Source organism: Paracoccus suum, assembly GCF_003324675.1.
In the GTDB taxonomy this organism is placed as follows: domain Bacteria; phylum Pseudomonadota; class Alphaproteobacteria; order Rhodobacterales; family Rhodobacteraceae; genus Paracoccus; species Paracoccus suum.
The window spans coordinates 3173137-3197312 of sequence record NZ_CP030918.1; the positions used below are offsets into that span (position 1 = coordinate 3173137).

24 protein-coding genes are annotated in these 24176 nt (G+C 67.1%); 3 read left to right on the top strand and 21 right to left on the bottom strand.

What is annotated here, in order from left to right:
• Positions 1-2: 2 nt before the first annotated feature.
• The 14 genes from nuoH to DRW48_RS15495 all read right to left on the bottom strand — a co-directional run bounded on the left by nuoH (position 3) and on the right by DRW48_RS15495 (position 11827).
• Complete coding sequence (gene nuoH / locus DRW48_RS15430; protein WP_114077173.1) at positions 3-1067, bottom strand: NADH-quinone oxidoreductase subunit NuoH; 1065 nt, start codon at positions 1065-1067, stop codon at positions 3-5.
• 14 nt (positions 1068-1081) lie between these two features.
• Entirely contained in the window at positions 1082-1885 is an 804-nt protein-coding gene (locus DRW48_RS15435; RefSeq protein ID WP_162784799.1) for a hypothetical protein, read from the bottom strand.
• 21 nt (positions 1886-1906) lie between these two features.
• On the bottom strand, positions 1907-3928 hold the full coding sequence (nuoG, locus tag DRW48_RS15440) for an NADH-quinone oxidoreductase subunit NuoG (protein ID WP_114077175.1): 2022 nt from the start codon (positions 3926-3928) through the stop codon (positions 1907-1909).
• A gap of 28 nt (positions 3929-3956) precedes the next feature.
• Complete coding sequence (locus DRW48_RS15445; protein WP_162784800.1) at positions 3957-4373, bottom strand: hypothetical protein; 417 nt, start codon at positions 4371-4373, stop codon at positions 3957-3959.
• An 11-nt stretch (positions 4374-4384) separates the two neighbouring features.
• On the bottom strand, positions 4385-4795 hold the full coding sequence (locus DRW48_RS15450; RefSeq protein ID WP_114077177.1) for a DUF5333 domain-containing protein: 411 nt from the start codon (positions 4793-4795) through the stop codon (positions 4385-4387).
• Positions 4796-4890: 95 nt separating this feature from the next.
• Positions 4891-5352, bottom strand: a complete 462-nt coding sequence (locus DRW48_RS15455; RefSeq protein WP_114077178.1) for a TM2 domain-containing protein — start codon at positions 5350-5352, stop codon at positions 4891-4893.
• 2 nt (positions 5353-5354) lie between these two features.
• Entirely contained in the window at positions 5355-6653 is a 1299-nt protein-coding gene (gene nuoF / locus DRW48_RS15460; RefSeq protein WP_114077179.1) for an NADH-quinone oxidoreductase subunit NuoF, read from the bottom strand.
• Positions 6654-6682: 29 nt separating this feature from the next.
• Entirely contained in the window at positions 6683-6961 is a 279-nt protein-coding gene (locus DRW48_RS15465; protein WP_114077180.1) for a DUF5337 domain-containing protein, read from the bottom strand.
• Entirely contained in the window at positions 6954-7922 is a 969-nt protein-coding gene (locus DRW48_RS15470; RefSeq protein WP_114077181.1) for a hypothetical protein, read from the bottom strand. Before DRW48_RS15470 ends, DRW48_RS15465 begins: the two co-directional genes overlap by 8 nt.
• A 36-nt stretch (positions 7923-7958) precedes the next feature.
• Positions 7959-8840 (bottom strand): NADH-quinone oxidoreductase subunit NuoE, encoded by an 882-nt coding sequence (nuoE, locus tag DRW48_RS15475; protein WP_114077182.1) that lies wholly within the window; start codon positions 8838-8840, stop codon positions 7959-7961.
• 82 nt (positions 8841-8922) lie between these two features.
• On the bottom strand, positions 8923-10161 hold the full coding sequence (locus DRW48_RS15480) for an NADH-quinone oxidoreductase subunit D (protein ID WP_114077183.1): 1239 nt from the start codon (positions 10159-10161) through the stop codon (positions 8923-8925).
• A 3-nt stretch (positions 10162-10164) separates the two neighbouring features.
• Positions 10165-10794, bottom strand: coding sequence for an NADH-quinone oxidoreductase subunit C (locus DRW48_RS15485; protein WP_114077184.1), 630 nt, complete (start codon positions 10792-10794; stop codon positions 10165-10167).
• A gap of 5 nt (positions 10795-10799) precedes the next feature.
• Positions 10800-11432, bottom strand: a complete 633-nt coding sequence (locus DRW48_RS15490; protein ID WP_422385766.1) for a NuoB/complex I 20 kDa subunit family protein — start codon at positions 11430-11432, stop codon at positions 10800-10802.
• Positions 11433-11461: 29 nt separating this feature from the next.
• On the bottom strand, positions 11462-11827 hold the full coding sequence (locus DRW48_RS15495; protein ID WP_114077185.1) for an NADH-quinone oxidoreductase subunit A: 366 nt from the start codon (positions 11825-11827) through the stop codon (positions 11462-11464).
• 247 nt (positions 11828-12074) lie between these two features.
• Between DRW48_RS15495 and speB the strand changes: the two genes are divergently transcribed.
• Complete coding sequence (gene speB / locus DRW48_RS15500; RefSeq protein ID WP_114077186.1) at positions 12075-13037, top strand: agmatinase; 963 nt, start codon at positions 12075-12077, stop codon at positions 13035-13037.
• A gap of 174 nt (positions 13038-13211) precedes the next feature.
• Here the strand turns inward: speB and uvrA are convergent, their stop codons facing one another.
• Together uvrA and DRW48_RS15510 are read right to left on the bottom strand one after the other, a co-directional pair.
• Positions 13212-16106, bottom strand: a complete 2895-nt coding sequence (gene uvrA, locus DRW48_RS15505) for an excinuclease ABC subunit UvrA (protein ID WP_114077187.1) — start codon at positions 16104-16106, stop codon at positions 13212-13214.
• A gap of 139 nt (positions 16107-16245) precedes the next feature.
• The gene (locus DRW48_RS15510; protein WP_241963481.1) at positions 16246-16764 is read right to left on the bottom strand and encodes an SH3 domain-containing protein; all 519 of its coding nucleotides are present in this window, start codon (positions 16762-16764) and stop codon (positions 16246-16248) included.
• Positions 16765-17050: 286 nt separating this feature from the next.
• Here DRW48_RS15510 and DRW48_RS15515 point away from each other — a divergent pair, with 286 nt between their 5' ends.
• Positions 17051-18064 (top strand): 2-hydroxyacid dehydrogenase, encoded by a 1014-nt coding sequence (locus DRW48_RS15515; protein WP_114077188.1) that lies wholly within the window; start codon positions 17051-17053, stop codon positions 18062-18064.
• Positions 18065-18172: 108 nt separating this feature from the next.
• Here DRW48_RS15515 and DRW48_RS15520 read toward each other — a convergent pair whose 3' ends face one another.
• Positions 18173-18751 (bottom strand): hypothetical protein, encoded by a 579-nt coding sequence (locus DRW48_RS15520; protein ID WP_114077189.1) that lies wholly within the window; start codon positions 18749-18751, stop codon positions 18173-18175.
• Between the two features lie 209 nt (positions 18752-18960).
• On the opposite strand from DRW48_RS15520, the gene DRW48_RS15525 reads away from it, so the two are divergent.
• On the top strand, positions 18961-21450 hold the full coding sequence (locus tag DRW48_RS15525; protein WP_114077190.1) for a GcvT family protein: 2490 nt from the start codon (positions 18961-18963) through the stop codon (positions 21448-21450).
• A 131-nt stretch (positions 21451-21581) separates the two neighbouring features.
• Here DRW48_RS15525 and DRW48_RS15530 read toward each other — a convergent pair whose 3' ends face one another.
• From DRW48_RS15530 to infC, 4 genes are all read right to left on the bottom strand, one after another.
• Positions 21582-21854, bottom strand: a complete 273-nt coding sequence (locus DRW48_RS15530) for a GFA family protein (RefSeq protein WP_241963302.1) — start codon at positions 21852-21854, stop codon at positions 21582-21584.
• A gap of 59 nt (positions 21855-21913) precedes the next feature.
• Positions 21914-22954: a HesA/MoeB/ThiF family protein gene (locus DRW48_RS15535; protein ID WP_241963303.1), complete on the bottom strand. Its 1041-nt coding sequence runs from the start codon at positions 22952-22954 to the stop codon at positions 21914-21916.
• A gap of 6 nt (positions 22955-22960) precedes the next feature.
• The gene (gene dut, locus DRW48_RS15540) at positions 22961-23428 is read right to left on the bottom strand and encodes a dUTP diphosphatase (RefSeq protein WP_241963304.1); all 468 of its coding nucleotides are present in this window, start codon (positions 23426-23428) and stop codon (positions 22961-22963) included.
• A gap of 121 nt (positions 23429-23549) precedes the next feature.
• A complete protein-coding gene (gene infC / locus DRW48_RS15545) occupies positions 23550-24116 on the bottom strand; it encodes a translation initiation factor IF-3 (protein ID WP_479684912.1) in 567 nt (188 codons plus the stop codon).
• Positions 24117-24176 lie beyond the last annotated feature (60 nt).

Here is a 24176-nt window from a genome sequence, read left to right on the forward strand (position 1 = left end):
TCCTAACCTCCGGTTACAACGGTGCCGATCTGCGCCAGGTTGTCCCAGCGCGCCCAGGCACCATCCAGTACCTGGAACCGCGCCAGGAAGGCGACAATCACCACCCAGGCCAGCGACAGCGGCAGGAACACCTTCCAGCCGATGCGCATCAACTGGTCATAGCGGTAGCGCGGGACGATGGCTTTCACCATCGCGAACATGAAGAACCAGACCCACATCTTGGCCACCATCCACAGCGCGCCATCGGGAAGGCCGGGGATCGGCGACAGCCAGCCGCCGAAGAACAGCAGCGAAATCAGGGCGCACATCAGGAAGATGGCGATGTATTCGCCCGCCATGAACAGCAGGTACAGGGTCGATGAATACTCGACCATGAAGCCGGCGACCAGTTCGCTCTCGGCCTCGACCAGGTCGAAGGGGGGACGGTTCGTCTCGGCCAGGGCGCTGATGAAGAAGAGCGCCAGCATCGGCAGGTGCGGCAGCCAGTACCAGTTAAAGAGCCCTGCCCCGCCGCGCTGTGCCTCGACGATCGCGGTCAGGTTCATCGAGCCGGTCGAGATGATGATGCCGATGATGATGAGGCCGAGCGAGACCTCGTAGGAGATCATCTGCGCGGCCGAGCGCAGGCTGCCGAGAAACGGGTATTTCGAGTTCGAGGCCCAGCCACCCATGATCACGCCATACACCTCGAGCGAGGAGACGGCGAAGATGAACAGGATGCCGACGTTGATGTTGGCCATGACCCAGCCGGGCGCAAACGGAATCGCCACCCAGGCCAGCAGCGCCAGCATCATCGACAGGAACGGTGCCAGGAAATAGACGAACTTGTCGGCGCCCGCCGGCACGACGATTTCCTTGACGACATACTTCAGCGCGTCGGCGACCGACTGCAGCAGGCCCCAGGGCCCGACCACGTTCGGGCCGCGGCGCATCTGCACGGCGGCCCAGATCTTGCGGTCGCCATAAACCAGGAAAAGCAGCGAGATCATCACGAAGGCGATGATTCCCAGCCCCTGAGCCAGCATCAGCACAAAGGTGCCAAGCGGGGATGCCAGAAAGCCTGCCATATGTCCCTAACCTCTCATGCCGCGGGGATTCCGCGCGTCTCGCATTCGGCCAGCGTCGTGCGTGCCTCGACCACGCGCAAGCCCATCGGCTCTACCGCCGAGACTGCAAACACCGAGGCCACGCGCAGGCGTCCGTCCGCGTCTTGCTGAAGGGTGCGGACGTGACGGGCAAAGGGCGTCCCGTTCCGCGCGGCCCAACCGGCAAGCGCGCAAGTCGCATAGGCGAAGGCCGTATCGGCGTCCACCCCTCGCTTGAGGTCGGCGGTCACCTCGACCAGCCGCAGACGGTCGCGCGCGGGCGTTGGCTGTTTCTTGCGGGCCTTGCCGGCGATCTGCGGGGTATCGCCGGGGCGCAGTTCGGCGACGCTCGCGCCGAGGAAGGTTCCCGGTGGCGGCGGGGCGGCGCCGGGCTCGGCCTGTGGCAACGCCGGGGCGCGCTGGGACTGGAAATCCGCCTCGAGAATCTCTTGTGCACTCAGGTCGGGGAGGTCGGCGGCTTGCGTGTCAGCCGCGGGCGGCGCGACCTTGGCCAGCTGCGCCTCGCTGACGCCGAGCGCCCGCTGGCCCTCCCGGCTGCCCAGTGGGACGGCCACCACCTTGCCCTCGATGCCCATGATGAGGATTTCGCCCTTGCGGGTCGCCACCCGCGCCTTTTGCGGACGGCCGTCGGGGCCGGCGACCGCCGTCTCCAACGCATCGGGCTTGAGCCGGGGACGGCCATCGCTGGCGCCCTTGGACCCCTCGCCGCAAGCGGCGAGCGTCATCGTCCCAAGGCACAGGGTCAGCAGCGCGGTTCGCCCTGTCAGCCGACTCTGCATCCCCCGCCCCTGACCTGCAGCCTACTCGGCCGCGAGCGGGGGGAGGTGCCGCGCCGCCGCCATGGCCGCAAGCTCGGCCATCACAGGCGAGGCGCGGGCAATGGGGTTGGTCAGGTAGTAATCCTGGACCGGACTGACGAAGGGTCCGCTGCCCAGCGTGCCTAGCGGCACCGGCTGCGCCTCGTTCTGCGGCACCTGATCCAGCTGGCCCAGATGCGGATGCGCCGCAATCAGCACGCGCCGCAGTTGAGCCAGCGAGTCCCATGGTTGAACCGCGCCGACTTCGGCTGACAGGGCGCGAAGGATGGCCCAGTCCTCCTTGGCCTCGCCCGGCGGAAAATTGGCCCGCAGCGCCAGTTGCGGCCGGCCCTCGGTGTTGACGAAAAGGCCCGACTGCTCGGTATAGCAGGCCGCCGGCAGCACCACATCCGCGTGATGCGCGCCCCGATCGCCATGGCTGCCCTGGTAGATCACGAAACGTCCGGCCGGAATGTCGGCCTCGTCGGCGCCAAGCGAATAGATCACCTCGGCGCCCTCCAGCGCGGCTTCCACCCCGCCCTCGGTCACAGCGCCGATATCCATCGCGCCCACGCGGCTGGCGGCTGTGTGCAGCACCAGCAGCTTCGAGAGGGTATTTTCCGCCAGTCGCACCGCATGGCCCAGCACCGCGGCGCCGTCGCTGCCAGTCAATGCACCGGCCCCCAGGATCACCAGCGTCGGACGCTCGCGCGTCTCGGCGCTGATCTCGCGCCCAGACAGGCTTTCCAGCGCGGCGCGGTCGGTGCCGACGTGGGCGTAGTCATAGGTCAGGTCGGCCGCCTCACCGATAAGCCCGATCTGCGCGCCGCGCAGCCAGGCCTTGCGGATGCGGGCGTTCAGCACCGGCGCCTCGACACGCGGGTTGGTACCGATCAGCTGGATCATCTCGGCTTGGTCGATGTCGGCAATGGTGGCAGTCCCGGCATAGCCGGCCCGGTCGCCGGCCTGCAGGGCGGCGCCGTCGATGCGGCATTCGACCGACCCGCCCAGGCCCTCGATCAGGTTCTTCAGCGCGAAGGCGGCCTCGACCGGGGCCAGATCGCCGACGAGCCCCGCGACCTTGCGGCCCTTCATGGCGGCAGCGGCCGCAGCCAGCGCTTCAGGCCAACTGGCCGGGCGCAGGCGCCCGTTCTCGCGGATATAGGGCTTGTCGAGCCGCTGGCGGCGCAAACCGTCCCAGATAAAGCGCGACTTGTCCGCCAGCCATTCCTCGTTCACGCCGTCATTGTTGCGCGGCAGGATACGCATGACTTCGCGGCCCTTGCTGTCAATGCGGATGTTGCTGCCCAGCGCATCCATGACGTCGATCGATTCGGTCTTGGTCAGCTCCCACGGGCGGGCGGTAAAGGCATAGGGCTTGGACACCAGCGCGCCGACCGGGCACAGGTCGATGATGTTGCCCTGCAGGTTCGAGTTCAGCGTCTCGTTGAGATAGCTGGTGATCTCGCTGTCCTCGCCGCGGCCGGTCTGGCCCATCTGGGTGATGCCCGCGACCTCGGTGGTAAAGCGCACGCAGCGGGTGCAGCTGATGCACCGGGTCATGTGCGTCTCGACCAGCGGCCCGAGGTTCAGTTCCTCTGCCGCGCGCTTGGGCTCGCGGTAGCGGCTGAAATCGACGCCATAGGCCATCGCCTGGTCCTGCAGGTCGCACTCGCCGCCCTGATCGCAGATCGGGCAGTCCAGCGGGTGGTTGATCAGCAGGAACTCCATCACCCCTTCGCGGGCCTTGCGCACCATGGGGCTGTTGGTCAGCACCTCGGGCGAGGCGCCGTCCTTGCCCGGGCGCAGGTCCTTGACCTGCATCGCGCAGGAAGCGGTCGGCTTGGGCGGCCCCCCAACCACTTCGACAAGGCACATGCGGCAGTTGCCGGCGATCGACAGGCGTTCGTGATAGCAAAAGCGCGGGATCTCGATCCCGGCCTGCTCGCAGGCCTGGATCAAGGTCAGGTTCGGATCGACCTCGAGGTCGCGGCCGTCGATCCGAAGTGTGCGAAGCGTGGTCATTGCGCGTCTGCCTGTCGGTTGGCCCGCCTCAGGGAAGGCGGGTAAAGCGGTGGGTTTCGGGCGTGGCGAACCGGTCGCCATCCGGATTGATCAGCAGTCCCATCCGGTCAGAGCCGGCGCGCCAGACGCCGACGGCGTCGACCTGGGCGGCAAGGCGGTCGCGGGTGTCGACCGGAAGAGGCGTTGTAAAACGCGCGCCCTGAGGCGTCGTGCAGGTGATGGCAGCGCCGGTCAGATCACCTGTCACGTTCAGCAGCGGCCGGCCGAGCAGGTCGCGGCCCTGACGGACGCTGGCGCCCGGCGCATCGGCCGCGCAACTCATACCGGCCGGTGTCAGCAGATCGAGGCGAAAGCCGAACGAGGTGCGCGGACTGGCCGCCAGCGCATCTCCCAGAACCATGGTCATTGCCGCGAGCGCCAGCAGCGCCATTCCGATCCAACGCATCACCGTCCCCCTCATTTCGACACCAGCAGATTGCCGGCGACGCTACCCGCCGCGATCTCGGCTCGGCCGACGCCGCAAAAGCTTTCGGGGTCGCCTTCGCGCGCGCCCTGCTGGGCCAGATAAGCCTCGGCCGTGGCATAGATGCGCTGGCGATCGGGCTTGCTGTCAAGGAAAGCGTCGATCTGGGCGCCGGAATAGCCTTTCTTTTCGGCATAACGCTTCAACGCGCGGGCCTGGGAAAAGGCCTCGATCATGCGTCCGTCAATGCTGGGGCAGGTGCGCCGCACGCGGTCGGCGACCCGCGCCGCAACCAGGCGGTCGTTGATATACCGCTCTTTCGAAAGCGGCTCGAGTGCGGCGGCGGGTGCGGCGAGCGCGGCGAGCGTCACCAGGGACGCGGTCAGGATCGGCAGGGTTTTCATCTTGGCCTCACGCTGGAACAAGGGCCCAGCATGCCGCAAACCGCGCCGGGATACCCGACACGCCCGCGTCATTTCACCGTGAGCCCGCGCCTGCATCAGAACCACGCCTTCTGCCCAGCCTCGTAGGTCTCGTAGAACTGCTCGTCTGTGCGGGTCAGATAGATCACCGCCTCGATCAGCGCGATCACCGCGACAATGCCGGTTGGAATCCACAGCAGCACAAAGCCGAACAGGGTCGAGACCAGCATGATCAGCCCGGCGGTATTGTAGCCGAGATAGAACTTGTGAAATCCGAAGGCACCCAGAAACAGCGCCAGCAGCCCCGCAACCAGCCGGTTCTTGTGATCCAGCAGGATGCCCGGAAAGGCCTGCACCGGATTGGGATAGACCCGGACCGCGCGGTTGCCATCGACCTCGAAATCGACGCTGACGCCAGGCCGAGCGATCTGGCCGTCGCCCAGCAGGTCGGCCGCGGCGACGTCATAGCGATGGCCGTCGGCGCCGGTGATGACACCGACCCCGGTGGCATGGTCGATATGAAGGATGCGGCCCTTCATGCTTACTCGGCCGCCATTGCGGCGGTGTTGCGCCCGGTGCGGCGCGCCTTGATGCGGTCCTCGATCTCGTCGCGGAAGCCACGCACCAGACCCTGAATCGGCCAGGCCGCCGCATCGCCGAGTGCGCAGATGGTATGGCCCTCGACCTGCTTGGTCACGTCCAGCAGCATGTCGATTTCTTCGATCTCGGCCTCGCCGCGGACCAGCCGGTCCATGACACGCATCATCCAGCCCGTGCCCTCGCGGCATGGCGTGCACTGGCCGCAGCTCTCGTGCTTGTAGAACTTGCTGAAGCGCCAGATCGCCTTGATCACGTCGGTCGACTGATCCATCACGATGACCGCCGCCGTGCCGAGGCCGCTGCGATGCTCGCGCAGCCAGTCGAAATCCATGATCGCGTCTTCGCACTGCTCGGCCGTCAGCAGCGGCACGGACGAGCCGCCCGGGATAACTGCCTTGAGGTTGTCCCAGCCGCCGCGAACCCCGCCGCAATGCTCGTCCAGCAGCTGGCGCAGCGGAATCGACATCGCTTCCTCGACGACGCAGGGCTTGTTCACGTGACCCGAGATGCCAAAGATCTTGGTGCCGGTGTTGTTGGGCCGGCCGATGCCCGCGAACCATTCCGCCCCGCGACGCAGGATCGTGGGGACGACGGCGATGCTTTCGACGTTGTTCACCGTGGTCGGGCAACCATAAAGCCCCGCGCCGGCCGGGAACGGCGGCTTCATGCGCGGCATGCCCTTCTTGCCCTCGAGGCTTTCAAGCAGCGCGGTTTCCTCGCCGCAGATATAGGCCCCGGCGCCATGGGCGAGGTAGATGTCGAGGTCCCAGCCGGATTTCGCCGCGTTGCGGCCCAGCAGGCCGGCGTCATAGGCCTCGTCGATGGCGGTCTGCAGCGCCTCGCGCTCGCGGATGTATTCGCCGCGCAGGTAGATGTAGCAGGCATGGGCGCCCATGGCGAAGCTGGCGATCAGGCAGCCCTCGACCAGGGTGTGCGGATCATGGCGCATGATCTCGCGGTCCTTGCAGGTGCCCGGCTCGGACTCGTCGGCGTTCACGACGAGGTAGGACGGTCGCCCATCACTTTCCTTGGGCATGAAGGACCACTTGAGGCCGGTCGGAAAGCCCGCCCCGCCCCGGCCGCGCAACCCGCTGGCCTTGACCTGCTCGATGATCGTGTCGCGGCCACGCTGGATGATCTCGGCGGTGCCGTCCCAGGCACCGCGCGAGATCGCGCCCTTCAGGCTGCGGTCGCGCATCCCGTAGAGGTTCTGGAAGATGCGATCCTGATCTTTCAGCATGGTCCCGTGTCCGTTCCTGTTCGCGGCCCTCAGGCCGTGCGCCGCCGCTGCCAGATGCGCCAGGTCACCGCAAGCGACCAGACGAGGGCGGCGATCGCCGCGAGATCTATCAGGAAGGCGTAGCGCGCTTCCCATCCGTATTTGCCGCCGAGCCACTGCAGGCCCAGCCACAGCACCATGGCCGCTGCCATCACGCCGCCCCCCAGCCGCGCCTGCCCGGAATCGCGGCGAGCCTGTGCCGCAGCCGCGGCATCGGCCGCCGCCTTTGCCTCGGCCGAGGCGAGGCTGCGCTGACGGCGGCTAGCCATCGTCGCGCGTCCCTTCCGGGCGCGTGGTGGCTCCCTGCGCGCCAATCAGGCGGGCAGCCTGCCCTGCCCAGTCCTCGGTGCGGATGCGATGACCGGCGCGGCCCATCATCCCGGCAAAGCGGGCGATGTCGGCATCGTCCCAGACGGCGATCTGTTCCACCGAGGTGACGCCACTGTCCCGCAGCCACGTGGCGGCCATCTGGTCGACCCCCTCGATGCGCATCAGCGGATCGCCCTCGTCGGCCGCCATGGGGTGATCACCGCCGGTTAGGGTCGCAACGCGATCCTCGCCCAGTTCGATGTCCCGTGCAGCCTGGCCCGCTTTCCGAGGCTTTTCCGCCTTGGGCTGCGCTTCCCGCCGCCGTTGCTCTTCCTCGGCGCTGCGGGCCTGATCGGCTTGGGAGGCTGGCAAGGGGTCGGTATAGGTCGCACTACCCGGCAGCGTCTCGGCCATCAGCGCGACGGGCGCGGTTGGGATGCAGGCCGAGATGCTGGGCGTCGCCAGCAGTGCCGCCCCGGGACCCGGGGGCACGTCCACGTCGGCATCCGGCTCGCGCATGTCAGCGACGGCAGGCTCGGCCACCGCTGAAGGACGGGCAACCGCCGGATCACGGCTGGCCTGCAAAGTTACGCTATCCAACGCCCGTGCCTCCAGTCCCTCGGGCGCGTCGGCGTCCAGCGGTCGGGTGGAGATAACCCGACCGCCCGGGGCCACGACCCGGCGGTTTGGGGTAAAAGGCTCGGGTTCCCACATGGTGGCCTGGATCGCCTCGTTTTCGGCGGCACTCCCTCGGCCCGAGCAGAGGCCCCAGACGAGTAGCGCGCCCAGCAAGCCACCCACCAGCACCGCCAGCAACACGGCGACGACAAACGGGTAGCCGCCGCCCAGCCATGCCGAGAGCAAGGTGAGAGCGCCCGCAACTGCCGCGGCGATCAAGCTTTTCTGCCTGCACTGATCCATCGCTAACCTCGCCGATCCGTTCTGCCCGCTGTCAGCCTATGCCTTGCCCGGGTCGGCATCGCCGCGCACCGCACCTGCCGGCTCGCGCGCACTGACCGGACGCCCGGCCGAGCCGGCCTGCGCCTGCTGCTTGGTGGTCCCGGTCTCGTCCACCGGCGCGCCGGCGGCCGGCTGCGGCTCCTCCGTCGTGTCCCCCTCAGGGGTGTCCTTCGCGCTCAGCCAAGGGGTCAGCAGCGGGACCTCGGCGCCATCGATCCGCTTCAGCGTATCGCCGATGTCCACCGCCAGTTGTACGCTGCCGTTATAAGGCTGCACGGGATCATGCGTGTCGATCAGCGTCGTCGCGCCGCCCAGCGGCTCGGACGAATAGCGCCCGTTCTGCGGCCCGGGCAGCGGCACCTGCCCCGCTGCCATGGCGGCGATCAGCTGGCGCAGCTTTTCGGGCGTCAGGTCCTCGTAATAATCCTTGCCGATCTGAGCCATGGGCGCGTTGGTGCAGGCGCCGAGGCACTCGACCTCTTCCCAGCTGAAATTGCCGTCCGCGCTCAATTGGTGGGCCTGCGGCGCAATCATCTCGCGGCACACGGCGATCAGGTCCTCGGACCCGCAGATCATGCAGGACGTGGTGCCGCAGATCTGGATATTTGCAATTCTACCAACTGGTTGCAGCTGAAACATGAAGTAGAATGTGGCAACTTCCAGCGCCCGCATGAAAGGCAGTCCCAGCATCGTGGCGACATATTCCAGTGCCGGGCGGGACAGCCAACCCTCCTGCTCCTGCGCGCGCCACAGGATCGGGATGATGGCCGAGGCCTGGCGGCCCTCGGGGAACTTGGTCATCTGGGCGTGCGCCCAGGCGAGATTGTCGGGCGTGAAGGCAAAGCTGTCGGGCTGGACGGGCGAAAGGCGGCGCAGCATCAGTGGGGCGTCCCGAAATAGAGCATGACGGCCAAGGCGATCAACAGCCCCGGATTGTGCAGCGCAAGTGCCACGGCGGCGGTCATCGGTCGACCTCGCCGAAGACGATGTCCATGGTCCCGATGATGGCCGACACGTCCGCCAGCATGTGGCCCTTGGACAGCCAGTCCATCGACTGCATGTTCAAGAATCCCGGCGCCCGCAGCTTGGCGCGGTAGGGACGGTTTGTGCCATCGCTGACCAGATAGACGCCGAACTCGCCCTTGGGCGCCTCGACCGCGGCATAGACCTCGCCAGCCGGCACCTTGAAGCCCTCGGTATAGAGCTTGAAGTGCTGGATCAGCGATTCCATGTCGCGCTTCATCTCGGTGCGGCGCGGCGGCGTCAGCTTGCCACGCGCCATCACCGGCCCGGGCGTCTTTTTCAGCATCGCCACCGAGTCACGGATGATGCGCGTCGATTGCCGCATCTCCTCCATGCGGCACAGGTAGCGGTCGTAGCAGTCCCCGTTGGTGCCGACCGGCACCTCGAAGGCGAACTCGTCATAGCACTCATAGGGCTGGCTGCGGCGCAGGTCCCAGGCGAGGCCGCTCCCACGCACCATGACGCCGGAATAGCCCCAGTCGAGGATGTCCTGCTCGCCCACGACGCCAATATCGACGTTACGCTGCTTGAAGATCCGGTTTTCGGTCAGCAGCGTGTCCAGATCGTCCAGCACGCGCGGGAAGGCCACGGCCCAGTCGTCGATGTCGTCTAGCAGGTTCGGCGGAAGGTCCTGATGCACCCCGCCCGGCCGGAAATAGGCGGCATGCAGGCGCGCCCCGCTGGCACGCTCGTAGAACACCATCAGTTTTTCGCGTTCCTCAAAACCCCAGAGCGGCGGCGTCAGCGCGCCCACGTCCATGGCCTGAGTGGTGACGTTCAGCAGGTGGTTCAGCACACGGCCGATCTCGCAGTAGAGCACGCGGATGATCGAGGCGCGGCGCGGCACATCAAGGCCGGTCAGCCGCTCGATCGCAAGGCACCAGGCATGCTCCTGGTTCATGGGCGCGACGTAGTCGAGGCGGTCGAGGTATGGCAGGTTCTGCAGGTAAGTCCGCGATTCCATCAGCTTTTCGGTGCCGCGGTGCAGCAGGCCGATATGCGGATCGGCACGCTCAACGATCTCGCCGTCGAGTTCCAGCACCATGCGCAGCACGCCGTGCGCGGCCGGGTGCTGCGGGCCGAAGTTGATGTTGAAATTACGGATCTGCTGCTCGCCGGTCAGCCGGTCCTGGCTGCCGTCGTCATAGGTATTGCGGCGGATGTCACCGTCCATCATTGGTCAGTCCTCCCTCGCCGCAGTCTGTTTTTCGTCGCCGGGCAGGACGTCGATCACGCCCTCCCACGGGGATAGAAAATCGAACTGACGGTATTCCTGGGTCAGCTTGACCGGCTCGTAGATGACGCGCTTTTCGGTCTCATCATAGCGGACCTCGACATAGCCGGTGGTCGGAAAGTCCTTGCGCAGCGGATGACCGCGAAAACCATAGTCGGTCAGGATGCGGCGCAGGTCGGGATGGCCGCTGAACAGCACCCCGAACATGTCGAACACCTCGCGCTCGAACCAGTTGGCACAGGGATGGATGCTGGTCAGCGACGGCACCATCTCGTCCTCGCGGATCTCGCACTTCAGGCGGATGCGCTGGTTGGTGTACATCGACAGGAACTGCCAGACGATGTCGAACCTGGCGATGCGGTCGGGATGATCGATGGCCGTGATATCGACCAGCATGTTGAAGCGGCAGTCGGGCGCGGTCCGCAGCGCCTCCACCAGCGGCAGCAAATGCGACAGCGTGATCCGCAACGACAGCTCGCCCCGGGCAAGCTTGGTGTCGAGGATCGCGTCGCCATGACGCGCCTGCAGTTCTTCCGCGAGGGCAGCAAGGCCGTCGATATCGGGATACACAGCCATGACGCCTACCTTACCAGGGTGCCGGTGCGGCGGATGCGGCGCTGCAACTGCAGGATGCCATACAGCAGCGCCTCGGCCGTGGGCGGGCAGCCCGGCACGTAGATATCGACCGGCACGATCCGGTCGCAGCCGCGCACAACGCTGTAGCTGTAGTGATAATAGCCGCCGCCGTTGGCGCAGCTGCCCATGCTGATGACATAGCGCGGCTCTGGCATCTGGTCGTAGACCTTGCGCAGGGCCGGGGCCATCTTGTTGGTCAGCGTGCCGGCGACGATCATCAGGTCGGACTGGCGCGGGCTGGCGCGGGGCGCCGTGCCGAACCTCTCGAGGTCGTAGCGCGGCATCGAGGCCTGCATCATTTCGACCGCGCAGCAGGCGAGGCCAAAGGTCATCCAGTGCAGGCTGCCGTTGCGGGCCCAGTTGATGATGTCTTCCGTCGTGGTCAGCAGGAATCCCTTGTCCTGCATCTCGCGCGACAGTTCGGCCACCTGCAGATCGCGGTCGGGACCGGCCTTGGCGCCCGTGCCCAGTGGCCGGATCAGGCCCGAGTTAACGCCAGTCGGATGCGCGCCGCGATGCGCGGGCGTGCCGCCCATGGGCGAGTCGGTGACCAGCGCACCGCTGGCGGTCTCGGCCATCTCGGCGATGGCGCCTTCGGGGCCCAGCTTCACGACCATTCCAGTGCCCCTTTGCGCCACTCGTAGACGAAGCCGATCGTCAGCACGCCCAGAAAGACCATCATCGACCAGAACGCGACCGGCGGCAGCGTCGGGAAACTGACCGCCCAGGGAAACAGGAACGCAACTTCCAGGTCGAAAATGATGAACAGGATCGAGACCAGGTAAAAGCGCACGTCGAACTTCATGCGGGCGTCATCGAATGCGTTAAATCCGCACTCATAGGCACTGACCTTTTCCGGATCGGGATTGCGCACCGCGATCAGGGCCGCGGCGGCGATCAACACCAATGCCAGCGCCGATGCCATGCCGAGGAAGATCAGGATGGGCAGATACTCGCGCAGGAGGTAGTCCAAGACAGCGCACTCCTCAAGACCGGGCGACCTCTGGCGGTTGCTCGGGTTCAGCGCGGTTCTAGACCCGGGGCCGGGAAGGGTCAATGCGACCAGGCCGGGGGAAGGCGCGATGAAGGCGGGCGGCCAGGCTTACGTCGGGGCAAGTGGCGGCCACGAATGAGCCTTGCTCGTCCCGCCGACACTGCAGGTAGTGGACGGCCACCCATGCGCGTGAAACACATTCGCCGTCACCATCGCGGAGGCCGCCATGTCCGACCCCTTCTTTCACCCCGTTTCAGGCTTTGATCTGCCACGCTTTGCAGGCGTGCCGACCTTCATGCGCCTGCCGCATGTCCCGCCGGACCATCCGCGCTTTGCCGAGGTCGAGGTGGGGCTGATCGGCCTGCCGTGGGACGGTGGCACCACCAATCGGCCCGGCCCGCGCCACGGCCCGCGCCAGCTCCGGGATGCCTCGACCATGATCCGCGCCGCCAACGGGGTCAGCTGGGTGCGCCCGTTCGAAGCAATGGCCTGCGCCGATCTTGGCGACGTCGGGCCCAACCCGGCCGACCTGATGGACAGCATGGACCGGGTGACCCGATTTTATCAGGCGGTCGTCGCGGCCGGGATCGTGCCGCTGACTGCCGGCGGCGATCACCTGTGCTCGCTGCCCATCCTGCGGGCGGTCGCGGCCTCCGGCCCGGTGGGCATGGTCCATTTCGACAGCCACACTGACCTCTTCGACACCTATTTCGGTGGCACCCGCTTTACCCACGGCACCCCCTTCCGTCGCGCGGTCGAGGAGGGGCTGCTGGACCCGACCCGAGTGGTCCAGATCGGGATCCGGGGCAGCGCCTATGACACCGAGGATCGCGACTTCGCGCGCAGCGTCGGCATCCGCATCATCCCGATGGAGGAGGTTTGGGCCCGCGGCATCCCCGACGTGATGGCCGAGGCGCGCGCAATTGCCGGCAGCGGCCCGACTTACCTCTCCTATGATATCGACTTCGTGGACCCGGCGTTTGCGCCCGGCACGGGCACGCCGGAAATCGGCGGCCCGAACAGTTGGCAGGCGCTGGAGGTGGTTCGCGAACTGGCCGGGCTGAACATCGTAGGTGCCGACCTGGTCGAGGTCTCGCCCCCGTTCGACAACACGGGCGGCACCGCTTACCTAGGCGCGTCGATCATGTTCGAGATCCTGTGCGCCATGGCGCAGGGCCGCAACGGGTGAAAGGCGCGGCCGGGTCGGCGCTTGGCAAACGTCCGGCGACGTCCCCGGCTGGAACGCGCAGCGCCCGGTCGTAAAGGACCGGGCGCTGCCAAGTCTATTCCGAACCGACTATCGCGGGCCCGGCGGAGCGGGCGGCATCCTGTGGTGATGTAGGACCGTACGCCGGTTTCCCGCCTACTCCGCGGCGACCCGCTTTCGCTGCGGTGCCTTGGCTCGGGGCTTGGCTGGGCGTGCCTTCAGCAGTGGCGCGAGGTAACGGCCGGTGTGGCTGCCCTCGATCGCCGCGATCTGCTCGGGCGTGCCCTCGCCGACGATCCGGCCGCCGCCATCGCCGCCTTCCGGGCCGATGTCGATCACCCAGTCGGCGGTCTTCACCACGTCCAGGTTATGCTCGATGACGATCACGGTGTTGCCCTGCTCGACCAGCGAGTGAAGCACCTCCAGCAGCTTGCGCACATCTTCGAAATGCAGACCCGTCGTCGGCTCGTCGAGGATGTAGAGCGTTCTGCCTGTAGCCCGGCGCGACAGCTCCTTGGATAGCTTCACGCGCTGCGCCTCGCCGCCTGACAGCGTCGTCGCCTGCTGGCCGACCTTGATGTAGCCAAGGCCGACCTCGACCAGTGCGTCCATCTTTTCGCGGATGCTCGGCACCGCCTTGAAGAACTGCTGCGCGTCCTCGACCGTCATGTCCAGCACATCGGCAATCGACTTGCCCTTGAACTGCACCTCGAGCGTCTCGCGGTTGTAGCGCTTGCCCTTGCAGGTCTCGCATTCGACATAGACGTCGGGCAGGAAGTGCATCTCGATCTTGATGACGCCGTCGCCCTGGCAGGCCTCGCAGCGCCCGCCCTTGACGTTGAAGCTGAAGCGCCCGGCTTTATAGCCGCGCGCCTTGGCCTCGGGCAGGCCAGCGAACCAGTCGCGGATCGGGGTGAAGGCACCAGTATAGGTCGCGGGGTTCGATCGCGGGGTGCGGCCGATCGGTCGCTGGTCGATGTCGATGACCTTGTCCAGATGCTCCAGCCCCTTGACCGTCTCGCACGGCGCCGGGGTCTGGCGGGCGCCGTTCAGCCGCATCGAGGCGGTCTTGAACAGCGTCTCGATGGTCAACGTGGACTTGCCGCCGCCTGAAACGCCCGTCACGCAGACGAACTGGCCCAGCGGAAAGCGTGCGGTCACATCCTTGAGGTTGTTGCCCGTGGCCTTGACCACGGTCACTGCCTTGCCATTGCCGGCGCGGCGCTCCTCCGGGACCGCGATCTCGCGCGTGCCGCTGAGGTATTGGCCGGTCAGGCTGTCGGGATCGGCCGCGATCTCGTCCGGGGTGCCCTTGGCGACAACGGTGCCGCCATGGACCCCCGCCCCCGGGCCCATGTCGAACACGTAATCCGCGTGGCGGATCGCGTCTTCGTCATGCTCGACCACGATCACCGAATTGCCGGCGTCGCGCAGCCCCTTGAGCGTGTCGAGCAGCCGGTCGTTGTCGCGCTGATGCAACCCGATGCTCGGCTCGTCCAGCACGTACAGCACGCCAGTCAGCCCGCTGCCGATCTGGCTGGCGAGGCGGATCCGCTGGCTCTCGCCGCCCGACAGCGTGCCGGCAGCCCTGCTGAGGGTCAGGTAGTCCAGCCCGACGTTGACAAGGAACCCCAACCGCTCGCGGATTTCCTTGAGGATCGCGGCGGCAATCTCGTTCTTCTGCTTGGACAGGGTTGCGGGCGCGGCCTCGACCCAGGCCAGCGCCTCGCGGATGGAAAGGGCGACAACCTCGCCGACATGGTTGCCGGCGATCTTGACCGCCAGCGCCTCGGGTTTCAGGCGATAGCCGTCGCAGGTGCCGCAGGGGCGGCTGTTCTGGTAACGCTCCATCTCCTCGCGGGACCAGGCGCTGTCGGTCTCGCGGTAGCGGCGCTCCATGTTGGCGATCACGCCCTCGAAGGCGCGGCTGACCTCGTAGACGCGGCCGGCATCGTCAAAGCGGAACTTGATCTCTTCCTTCCCCGACCCGTGCAGCAGGACCTGGCGCACTTCCTCGGGCAGATCTTTCCACGGCATCTTGCGATCAAAGCCGTAGTGCCTAGCCAGCGCATTGATGGTCTGGGTCAGATAGGCCGACTTCGACTTGGCCCATGGCGCGATGGCACCCTGCGCGATGGACAGGGTGACATCGGGCACGACCAGGCGCTCGTCAAAGAACAGCTCGACCCCGAGGCCGTCGCATGCGGGACAGGCGCCGAACGGGGCGTTGAACGAAAACAGCCGCGGCTCGATCTCCGGGATGGTAAAGCCGCTGACCGGACAGGCAAAGTTCTCGCTGAAGGTGATCCGCTGCGGCTCGGCCCCCTCCTCGGCTGCGGTCTCCAGCACAGCGATGCCGCTGGCGAGGTCGAGGGCGGTGCGAAAGCTGTCGGCCAGCCGTGTCTCAAGCCCCTCGCGCACAACGATGCGGTCGACCACGACGTCGATGTCATGGCGGAATTTCTTGTCCAGTGTCGGCGGGGTGTCCAATTCGTGAAAGGTGCCGTTGACCTTGACCCGCTGGAAGCCCTGCTTGCGCAGTTCAAGAAACTCTTTCTCGTAGGCGCCCTTGCGATCGCGCACGATGGGGGCCAGCAGGTAGGCGCGGGTCCCCTCTTCCATCGCCATGACGCGATCAACCATGTCCTGGACCTGCTGCGCCTCGATCGGCAGGCCGGTGGCCGGGCTGAACGGGGTACCGGCGCGGGCGAACAGCAGGCGCAGGTAGTCGTAGATCTCGGTGACCGTGCCGACGGTCGAGCGGGGGTTCTTGCTGGTGGTCTTTTGCTCGATGCTGATGGCCGGTGACAGGCCACTGATGTGATCCACATCCGGTTTGCCCATCATGTCGAGGAACTGCCGGGCATAGGCCGACAGGGATTCGACATAGCGCCGCTGCCCCTCGGCATAGATCGTATCAAAGGCGAGGCTGGATTTGCCGCTGCCCGACAGGCCGGTGATGACGACGAACTGGTCGCGCGGAATGTCGAGGTCCACGTCCTTAAGATTATGCTCGCGCGCGCCGCGAACCGAGATGAACTTCTGTTCCATTAAGCCCTCGCGAGTCCCGCGCATCACATAGGCAGCGCGCTCCGAAAAGCAACTGGAATGTGAGAACGGACCGGGAACAGGCTGGAAGTTGCGCGAGCTTAGGCGGAACGCCCGCCGTCAGGCCGCCGCGGCGCGCGGGTCAGTCCCGCACCTCGCCGCGATCCACGCCCCACAGCGCCGATTGCGGCACCCAGCCTGAGGTGCCGCCGCCGGTAATCTGGCACCAGTCGTTGCGGCACGCGCCCAGCTTGACGATCGCGCCGCTCTCGGCCCGGGCGGTCACCTGGGCGTCGGGGTTCGCGCGGGCATGCAGATCGGCCATGTCCTGCTGGATGATCGCGGTGCGCACCCCCGACAGCAGCGAATAGTGCACCCAACCGCCGGCGCCTTCGGCGTCCTCGACCCGGCGCCAGTGGCCGTATTCGGCCGTCACGCGCAGCGGCATGCCAGCGTGGCGGAATACCCAGTCGATGCGATGCGAGAGCGAGGGGCCGCGGCGGGCATTCCCCTCGGACCCCTTCAGCGAGACATAGCGTGGCAGCGGCAAGTTGGTGACCGGGCCGCGATTCGGATCGCGCGCGCGAGCGGTAGCGGGTGCTGCGGCAGCGGCCTCCCCGGCCTTGGTGGCCGCGCCGTCGCCGGCCGCCGGGGCGGGCACGGCGGCCTCGCCCTTGGCCGCGGCGTCCTTGCCGGCCGCCTCGACCTGCGTCGCAGGCTGGGCAAGGGCCGGGCCGCCAGACAAATCCGGCACCAGCCACAGCGTTGCCAACAGGACAACAGCCGGCAGCGCCGTGCCGCAAAGTATAGCTCTGCGGGTATGCCGCTTGATCATCTGGACCGCCTCGCGTGACCTCGGGGTCTTGTGCTGGCCCCGTCCGCCGCGCAGTCTGCCAAAGCTGCCCGTCCGGCGAAAGGGCAAGCCGATAAAGTCCCGGAGAGCCAGCATGTCGCCCCCGTCCTCACCGTCAGATTCCGGCCGCCCGCGCCCCGTGGTGCAGGTCACACGCCGCCTGCCCGAGGCCATCGAGGCGCGCATGGCCGAGCTGTTCGACTGCCGCTTCAACGAAAGCGACACCCGGCTGGCGCGCGAGGAAATGGTCGCGGCTATGCAGTCCTGCGAGATCCTGGTGCCGACCCTCACCGACCGGATTGACGCAACCATGTTGGCGCAGGCGGGCCCGCGGCTGAAGCTGATCGCCAATTTCGGCGCCGGGATCGATCACCTCGACATCGCCAGCGCCCGCCAGCGCGGTATCCTGGTCAGCAACACCCCGGGCGTCGTCACCGAAGATACGGCCGATATGACCATGGCGCTGATCCTCGCCGTGACCCGCCGCCTGCCCGAAGGCATGGCGCAGATGCAGGCCGGAAACTGGCACGGCTGGGCGCCGACCGCGAACCTTGGCGGTCGGCTGGCGGGGCGGCGGCTCGGGATCCTCGGCATGGGGCGGATTGGCCAGGCGGTCGCCCGACGCGCCGCCGCCTTTGGCCTGCAGGTCCATTACCACAACCGCCGTCGGCTGCGCCCCGAGACCGAGGCCGCACTGCAGGCCACCTGGTCCGAAAGCCTCGATCGGATGCTGGCACGGGTCGACATCGTCAGCGTGAACGCGCCGCATACCCCCGCTACCTTTCACCTGCTGAATGCCCGCCGGCTGAAGTTGCTGAAGCCGACCGCGGTCGTGGTGAACACCTCGCGCGGCGAGGTGATCGACGAGAACGCGCTGACGCGGATGCTGCGCGCGGGCGAAATCGCGGGCGCCGGCCTCGACGTGTTCGAGCATGGCCACGAGATCAATCCCCGCCTGCGCGCTCTGCCGAACGTGGTCCTGCTGCCACATATGGGCAGTGCCACGGTCGAGGGCCGGGCCGAGATGGGCGAGCGGGTGATCGTGAATATAAAGACGTTCGTCGATGGCCACCGGCCACCCGACCTGGTGGTGCCGGGGATGTTCTGAGGGGAAAGGACGGCGAAGTTTCTTCGTCAGGCCGTTGAGGCCGCAGGGGCAATCCCGAGATCCGGCACCTTTAACGACCTTGTAAATGCCCGCCGGATCGCCGCCCGCCTAGAACCGCGACAGGCTTACCCCGACAAAGGCCTCACGCTCCTTGAACCGCCACCCGGCGCGAAGTGATGCGTCGTGGCCGGGCATCTTCCACCGCGCCATCAGGGTCGGGGCGGCTTTCTCGTGGCGCTCGTGCCATACCGACAGCTCGACCCCAATCCCCCGCACCTTCCAGTCGGCACTGACCAGCGCCAGCGATGCCTGCTGCGTCGTGTCGTATTCGGCCATCCAGTAGGATGCCCAGGCCCCCCGGTCGCGGTAGCAGTCGGCGCCGACGCGCAGGCCGATATGGCGGCCATCCTTGGACGAGACATAGACGCTCGGCCCCGCCTTGAGGCGCAGCCCATCGCGATTCCAGACATAGAGGACTGCGCCCTTGCCCCAGCGCTCGCCATCATCGCCGCGGCCGGCGGCGGCGGCATAGGTCAACGGGCCGCGATCAACGCTCACCACGGCCATCGGCTTGCTGGGGGCCAGATCGAACGAGGTATAATAGCCGTCCGCGAGCGCGGGGGCGCCCGCCAGTGCCGCCAGGAACGCCGCGCCAAGCCATCCGTTGATCGCCGGCGCTACCATCATCCCATCCCGCGCTGTCCTCCCGCGGTCGATAGCACAGACATCGTTAACCCCAAGTTAACGGCGCCCATCGGGCCGCCCTGCATCACGCAGCCCCACGTTCGCGTCGCGAACCGTCCATGTCGCAATCCCGCCCGCGCATGTCGCGTCGCCGCCATGCGCCGCCCGCGCCTCTGTCACAAGTGTGCCAGCAGCGAGGCGGAGGGATGCCAATGAAAACCCATGTAAAGGCCCTGGTGGTGGGCGGCGGCGCGGTCGGCTGCGGCATCCTGCTGGCGTTGGCGCGGCGCGGCTGGGACACCATGCTGGTTGAGCGCGACGAGTTGACGGCGGGCAGCACATGGCACGCGGCCGGTCTGCTGCCGCTGTTCAACATGGGCTATGCGACCACGCACATCCATGATTTCTCGGTGAAACTCTACGCCCGGCTGGAGGAGGAGACGGGCCTCAACGCCGGCTTTACCCGTTGCGGCAACCTGCGCATGGCGCAGACCGACGCGCGGATGGACGAATACCAGCTTTACTCCGCCACGGCCGAGACGGTCGGCATCGAACACCAGTTCCTGACCCCGGACGAGATCAAGTCCCGCTGGCCGCTGCTGCGGACCGAGGACCTCAAGGGCGCGCTGTTCCACCCGACCGATGGCTACATCAACCCCGCGGACGTCACCCAGGCCATGGCCAAGGGCGCGCGCATGGCCGGGGCCACGATCGAGCGCAAGATCCAGGTCAACGGTTATCGCTGGACCGGATCGGAATGGATCGTCACCTGCGAGCGCATGGTCGAGCGTGGCGGAAACCTCGTCCCCTCCGGCGAGGTCTTCGACATCACCGCCGAGCATGTCGTGACCGCGACCGGCAACCATGCGCAGCGCACCGCGCGCCTTCTCGGTATCAAGATCCCGGCGATCCCGGTCGAGCACCAGTATATCGTGACCGAGCCGGACCCCGCCCTCGTCGCCTGGCGTCAGGCTGGCAACCCCGAGCATCCGGTCCTGCGCGACGCAGATGCCAAGTGGTATGTGCGCGAAGAACGCGGTGGCTGGATCCTCGGCCCCTACGAGCGCAATGCCCCGGCGCGGTTCCTTTATGACGTGCCCGACAGCTTCCGCGCCGACCTCTTCACCCTCGATCTGGAACGGATCGAGGAGGAATACATGTCGATGATCCACCGCATCCCGTCCTCGGAAACCGTGGGGTTGAAGGACGATTACAACGGCCCGATCTGCTATACGCCGGACGGCAACCCGCTGGTCGGCCCGGCGCCCGGGCTACGCAACATGTGGCTGGCCGAAGGTTTCTCGTTCGGCATCACCGCGGCCGGTGGCACGGGCCACTACCTGGCGCAGATGATGGTCGACGGCGAGGCAGAGATCGACATGGCCTCGCTCGATCCGCGCCGGTTCGGCAGCTGGATGACCACCGAATACGCCGCCCGCAAGAATGAGGAGGCGTATGAGAATGTCTTTGTGCTGCACCACCCCGACGAGGAGCGGCCGGCCTGCCGCCCGCTGAGGACCGCCCCCGCCTATGACCGCCAGATTGCGGCCGGCGCACAGATGGGACAGGTCAATGGATGGGAGCGCCCGAACTACTATGCCCCCGCCGGCTTCGACGACCACGATTCGCGCTCGTTCCGGCGCGGCGGCTGGTGGCAATACGCGGCCGCCGAGGCGCAAGCTCTGCGCGAGACGGCCGGCCTGATCGACGCCAGCGCCTTTACCAAGCATATCCTCAAGGGGCCTGGCGCGACCGCCTTTCTGGACTGGTTCACGACCAACAAGCTGCCCAAGGTCGGCCGTATCAACCTGACCTATGCCCTGACCGACGCCGGCACGACGCGGACCGAATACACCATCGTGCGCACCGCCGAGGACGCCTACTACCTCGTCTCGGCCGGCGCCTGGACCGCCTATGACCAGGATTTCCTGGCGAGGGCCGTGGCCGACAATATCGAGCGTTTCGGGCCGATGTATCTGGCCGACGTCACGACCCAATACGGGGTCTTTGCCCTGGCCGGCCCAAACAGTCGCGCCATCCTGAACGAGTTGGTGCGGGACGCCGACCCGGCCACCGTGCTCTCGAACAAGCGCTTTCCGTGGCTCTCGATGCGTAACATCGAGCTGGGGATGGTGCCGGTCAGCACCATCCGCGTCGCCTATACCGGCGAGCTGGGCTGGGAGTTGCACCACCCGGTCGAGATGGGCCGCCACCTGTGGGACCGCCTGATCGAGGCCGGCGAACGACATGGACTGCGGCTGGTGGGCGGACGGGCGCAGAACTGGCTGAGGCAGGAAAAATCCTACCGCGCCTTCGGTACCGAACTCGGCCGCGACGCGACGCCGCTGGAGGCCGGGCTCGACCGCTTTGTCGATCTGTCCAAGGACTTCCGCGGCAAGGAGGCGATGGAGGCCAAGGGGATCCGCTCGATGTGCGTAACCGTCCTGATCGACGGCCCCGCCGATGCAGACCCCTGGGGCCGCGAGGCATTGCTGCTGGACGGCACCAAGATCGGTCGCCTGACCTCCGGCGGTTATTCGACGGCGTTCGGCAAGTCGATCGGCATGGGCTATGTGCGGCCTGACCTCGCCGCGCCCGGCACCGCGCTGAAGGTGCGGATGCAGGGCCGGCTGTGGGATGCCGTCGTGACCGAAGACTCGCCCTATGACCCGCAGAACGCACGAATCCGGGTGGACGGATAGGCCGCCGCAGGGTGGGCCGCGGCCTTGAAGCCGCGTTCCCATCTGGCGTTGTCAGTCGCCGGCGCCATTCACCGGGCGGCTGTCCAGTGCGCGGGCGTCAACGCCATCGAGGCAGTTGACGTTGACGGCAATCATCTCGTTTCCATCTGGCGTCGTGCCACGGGCGTAGGCCTCGATCCCGCAGATCGGGCAAAACAGGTGGTGGATGGCATGAGTGTTGAACGCCAGTCCGTCGTCGGGCCGTCGGCGGTCAGCTGAAACTTGTCGGGCGTGGCGAAGGTCAGCACCGCGCCAAGCCGCCGGCAGCGCGAGCAGTTGCAGACGATCGTCTTGTCGAGGTCGGCCTCGACCTCATAGGCGATGCTGCCGCATTGGCAGCTGCCGGTATAGGTTTGGGTTGCCATGTCGTGTAACTCCTGCGCCCGGCCGGGATGGCGGAGCCTCGTGCCGGGAACAACGCGCGTCAGGCCGGATGGGCTGCATCGCCGCAGACCGGACAGTCCGGTCGCCGGGCGATGGTCATAGTCCGGGTCTCGCCCCACAGCCCGTCAAAGATCAGCATGCGCCCGCGCAGCGGCTGACCGGCCCCGGCGATCAGCTTGATCGCCTCAAGCGCCATCACGCTCCCGATCACACCCGGCAGGGCACCGACGACGCCGGCCTCGGCGCAGGATGGGGCGAGGCCTAAGGCAGGCGGTTCGGGAAAGATGCAGGCGAGGCAAGGGGCATCCCGCGCCGGGTCGTAGATGGTGACCTGCCCCTCCCACTGGGCGATGGCACCGGCGATCAGCGGCACGCCTGCGGCGGTGCACGCGCGGTTGATCGCCGCGCGCGCTGCGAAATTGTCGGTGCCGTCCAGCACCAGGTCATGCTCGGCGACCAGCGCGGCGTCCGCCTCGGTTATGCGGTGGGGATGCGGGACAACCGTCACATGGGGGTTCAGCGCCAGCATCGCCCCCGCTGCCGCTGCCGTCTTGGGCCGGCCCAGGTCGCTGTCACGGAACATCACTTGCCGCTGCAGGTTCGACAGGCTGACGTCGTCATCATCGGCAATGGTAATGCGCCCGACCCCCGCCGCCGCAAGATAAAGGCAGGCCGGCGCGCCGAGGCCCCCGGCGCCGACGATCAGGACCCGCGCGCGGCGCAATGCCTGCTGACCCGGGCCGCCGACTTCGCGCAGCACGATATGGCGGGCGTAGCGGTCCAGTTCGACGTCGGACAGCTTTCCCGGCGCCGACGCGCTTTCAACGGGGACGACGGGCGCGGCCCGGCGGCGAGCCATTCGCACCAGCGCGACATAGCCCAAGGCCAGGACAATGGCCCCGCCGGCGACCAGCCAGACCCGCAACGAAGTGCCAGTCAGCCGCACGCCTTGCGCCGGTGCGACCAACAGGGCTGCCGCACCCAGCGCCCAGATGCCGGCCAGAACGCCTGCCAGACGGGGGCCGGTCCAGTTGCGATAGAGACCCACGGCCACAGCGATCGCGGCGACGACCGCCAGCACCGCGCGTCAGCCCCGCCCGGTCGAGCCGAAACCCGCGGCGCCGCGTGTGCTGCCCGGCAGTGTCGCGGACAGCATGAACCGCGCCCGCGCGACCGGGGCGATCACGAGTTGCGCGATACGCTCGCCGTGCCGAATGATGAAGGGTTGAGAGCCGAGGTTGATGAGGATGACATGAACCTCGCCGCGATAATCGCTGTCCACGGTGCCCGGCGCATTGGCCACCGTCACCCCCTCTCGCAGCGCGAGGCCTGAGCGCGGGCGCACCTGCCCCTCGAACCCCTCCGGCAGGGCCAGGATCAAGCCAGTCGGCACCGCCGCGCGCGCGCCGGGGGCGAGCCGCAACTGCTCGCCGCGCAGATCCGCGCGCAGATCGGCTCCCGCAGCGCCATCGGTGGCATAAACGGGCAACGCCAGCGCGGTGTCGGCGCCCTCGGCATGCATGACGGAGACGGTGAGCGCGGGATCCTGATCCATAACCCCCTAGCTGCGACCGGCCACTGCCGAGGTCAAGACCGGGGGTCGCGCTGCGCAAGAAAAAGGGGCGGCGCCCGGCGGCCCGCCCCTGTCCTGGATGATCGTTGGGAAACTGTGCGACTCAGCGCGGCGAGATCATCATGACCATCTGCCGGCCTTCCAGCTTGGGCATCGATTCGACCTTGCCGGTCTCGGCTACGTCGTCGGCGACGCGGTTCAGCAACTCGACGCCCAGGTTCTGGTGCGCCATCTCGCGGCCGCGAAAGCGCAGGGTCACCTTGACCTTGTCGCCTTCCTCCAGAAACTTCATCACCGAACGCATCTTCACATCGTAGTCATGAGTGTCGGTTCCCGGACGGAACTTGATCTCTTTGATCTCGATGATCTTTTGCTTCTTGCGCGCTTCGGCCTCGCGCTTTTGCTGCTCGTACTTGAACTTGCCGAGGTCCATGATCTTGCAGACCGGCGGGACAGCGGTGGGCGAGATCTCGACCAGATCCAGCCCCGCTTCCTCGGCCATCGCCATGGCGCGCGCCGGGGTCACGACACCAACATTTTCGCCCTCAGCGCCAATCAGGCGGATCTCGGGGGCGCGGATGCGGTCGTTGACACGGGGGCCAGTATCACGGGTGGGCGGCGCATTATGCGGTCTACGGGCTATGGCTTTGCTCCTTGCATGGCCAGAAATATTGGCCGCAACCTAAGGCCGCAGGGCGGGATTTTCAACTGTGCCCGTACGACATCCGCG

What these genes read in the sequence shown, in the direction of transcription:
- DRW48_RS15445 (WP_162784800.1), bottom strand. Translation starts at nt 4,373, where the DNA reads ATGCGTTGGATCGGAATGGCGCTGCTGGCGCTCGCGGCAATGACCATG.
- DRW48_RS15485 (WP_114077184.1), bottom strand. Translation starts at nt 10,794, where the DNA reads ATGGCTGTGTATCCCGATATCGACGGCCTTGCTGCCCTCGCGGAAGAA.
- nuoF (WP_114077179.1), bottom strand. Translation starts at nt 6,653, where the DNA reads ATGCTGAAAGATCAGGATCGCATCTTCCAGAACCTCTACGGGATGCGC.
- DRW48_RS15530 (WP_241963302.1), bottom strand. Translation starts at nt 21,854, where the DNA reads ATGGCAACCCAAACCTATACCGGCAGCTGCCAATGCGGCAGCATCGCC.
- DRW48_RS15465 (WP_114077180.1), bottom strand. Translation starts at nt 6,961, where the DNA reads ATGGCTAGCCGCCGTCAGCGCAGCCTCGCCTCGGCCGAGGCAAAGGCG.
- DRW48_RS15470 (WP_114077181.1), bottom strand. Translation starts at nt 7,922, where the DNA reads ATGGATCAGTGCAGGCAGAAAAGCTTGATCGCCGCGGCAGTTGCGGGC.
- DRW48_RS15515 (WP_114077188.1), top strand. Translation starts at nt 17,051, where the DNA reads ATGTCGCCCCCGTCCTCACCGTCAGATTCCGGCCGCCCGCGCCCCGTG.
- nuoG (WP_114077175.1), bottom strand. Translation starts at nt 3,928, where the DNA reads ATGACCACGCTTCGCACACTTCGGATCGACGGCCGCGACCTCGAGGTC.
- DRW48_RS15525 (WP_114077190.1), top strand. Translation starts at nt 18,961, where the DNA reads ATGAAAACCCATGTAAAGGCCCTGGTGGTGGGCGGCGGCGCGGTCGGC.
- DRW48_RS15450 (WP_114077177.1), bottom strand. Translation starts at nt 4,795, where the DNA reads ATGAAAACCCTGCCGATCCTGACCGCGTCCCTGGTGACGCTCGCCGCG.
- DRW48_RS15490 (WP_422385766.1), bottom strand. Translation starts at nt 11,432, where the DNA reads ATGGCCGAGACCGCCAGCGGTGCGCTGGTCACCGACTCGCCCATGGGC.
- DRW48_RS15520 (WP_114077189.1), bottom strand. Translation starts at nt 18,751, where the DNA reads ATGATGGTAGCGCCGGCGATCAACGGATGGCTTGGCGCGGCGTTCCTG.
- DRW48_RS15480 (WP_114077183.1), bottom strand. Translation starts at nt 10,161, where the DNA reads ATGATGGACGGTGACATCCGCCGCAATACCTATGACGACGGCAGCCAG.
- speB (WP_114077186.1), top strand. Translation starts at nt 12,075, where the DNA reads ATGTCCGACCCCTTCTTTCACCCCGTTTCAGGCTTTGATCTGCCACGC.
- DRW48_RS15455 (WP_114077178.1), bottom strand. Translation starts at nt 5,352, where the DNA reads ATGAAGGGCCGCATCCTTCATATCGACCATGCCACCGGGGTCGGTGTC.
- dut (WP_241963304.1), bottom strand. Translation starts at nt 23,428, where the DNA reads ATGGATCAGGATCCCGCGCTCACCGTCTCCGTCATGCATGCCGAGGGC.
- nuoE (WP_114077182.1), bottom strand. Translation starts at nt 8,840, where the DNA reads ATGCTGCGCCGCCTTTCGCCCGTCCAGCCCGACAGCTTTGCCTTCACG.
- DRW48_RS15435 (WP_162784799.1), bottom strand. Translation starts at nt 1,885, where the DNA reads ATGCAGAGTCGGCTGACAGGGCGAACCGCGCTGCTGACCCTGTGCCTT.
- uvrA (WP_114077187.1), bottom strand. Translation starts at nt 16,106, where the DNA reads ATGGAACAGAAGTTCATCTCGGTTCGCGGCGCGCGCGAGCATAATCTT.
- nuoH (WP_114077173.1), bottom strand. Translation starts at nt 1,067, where the DNA reads ATGGCAGGCTTTCTGGCATCCCCGCTTGGCACCTTTGTGCTGATGCTG.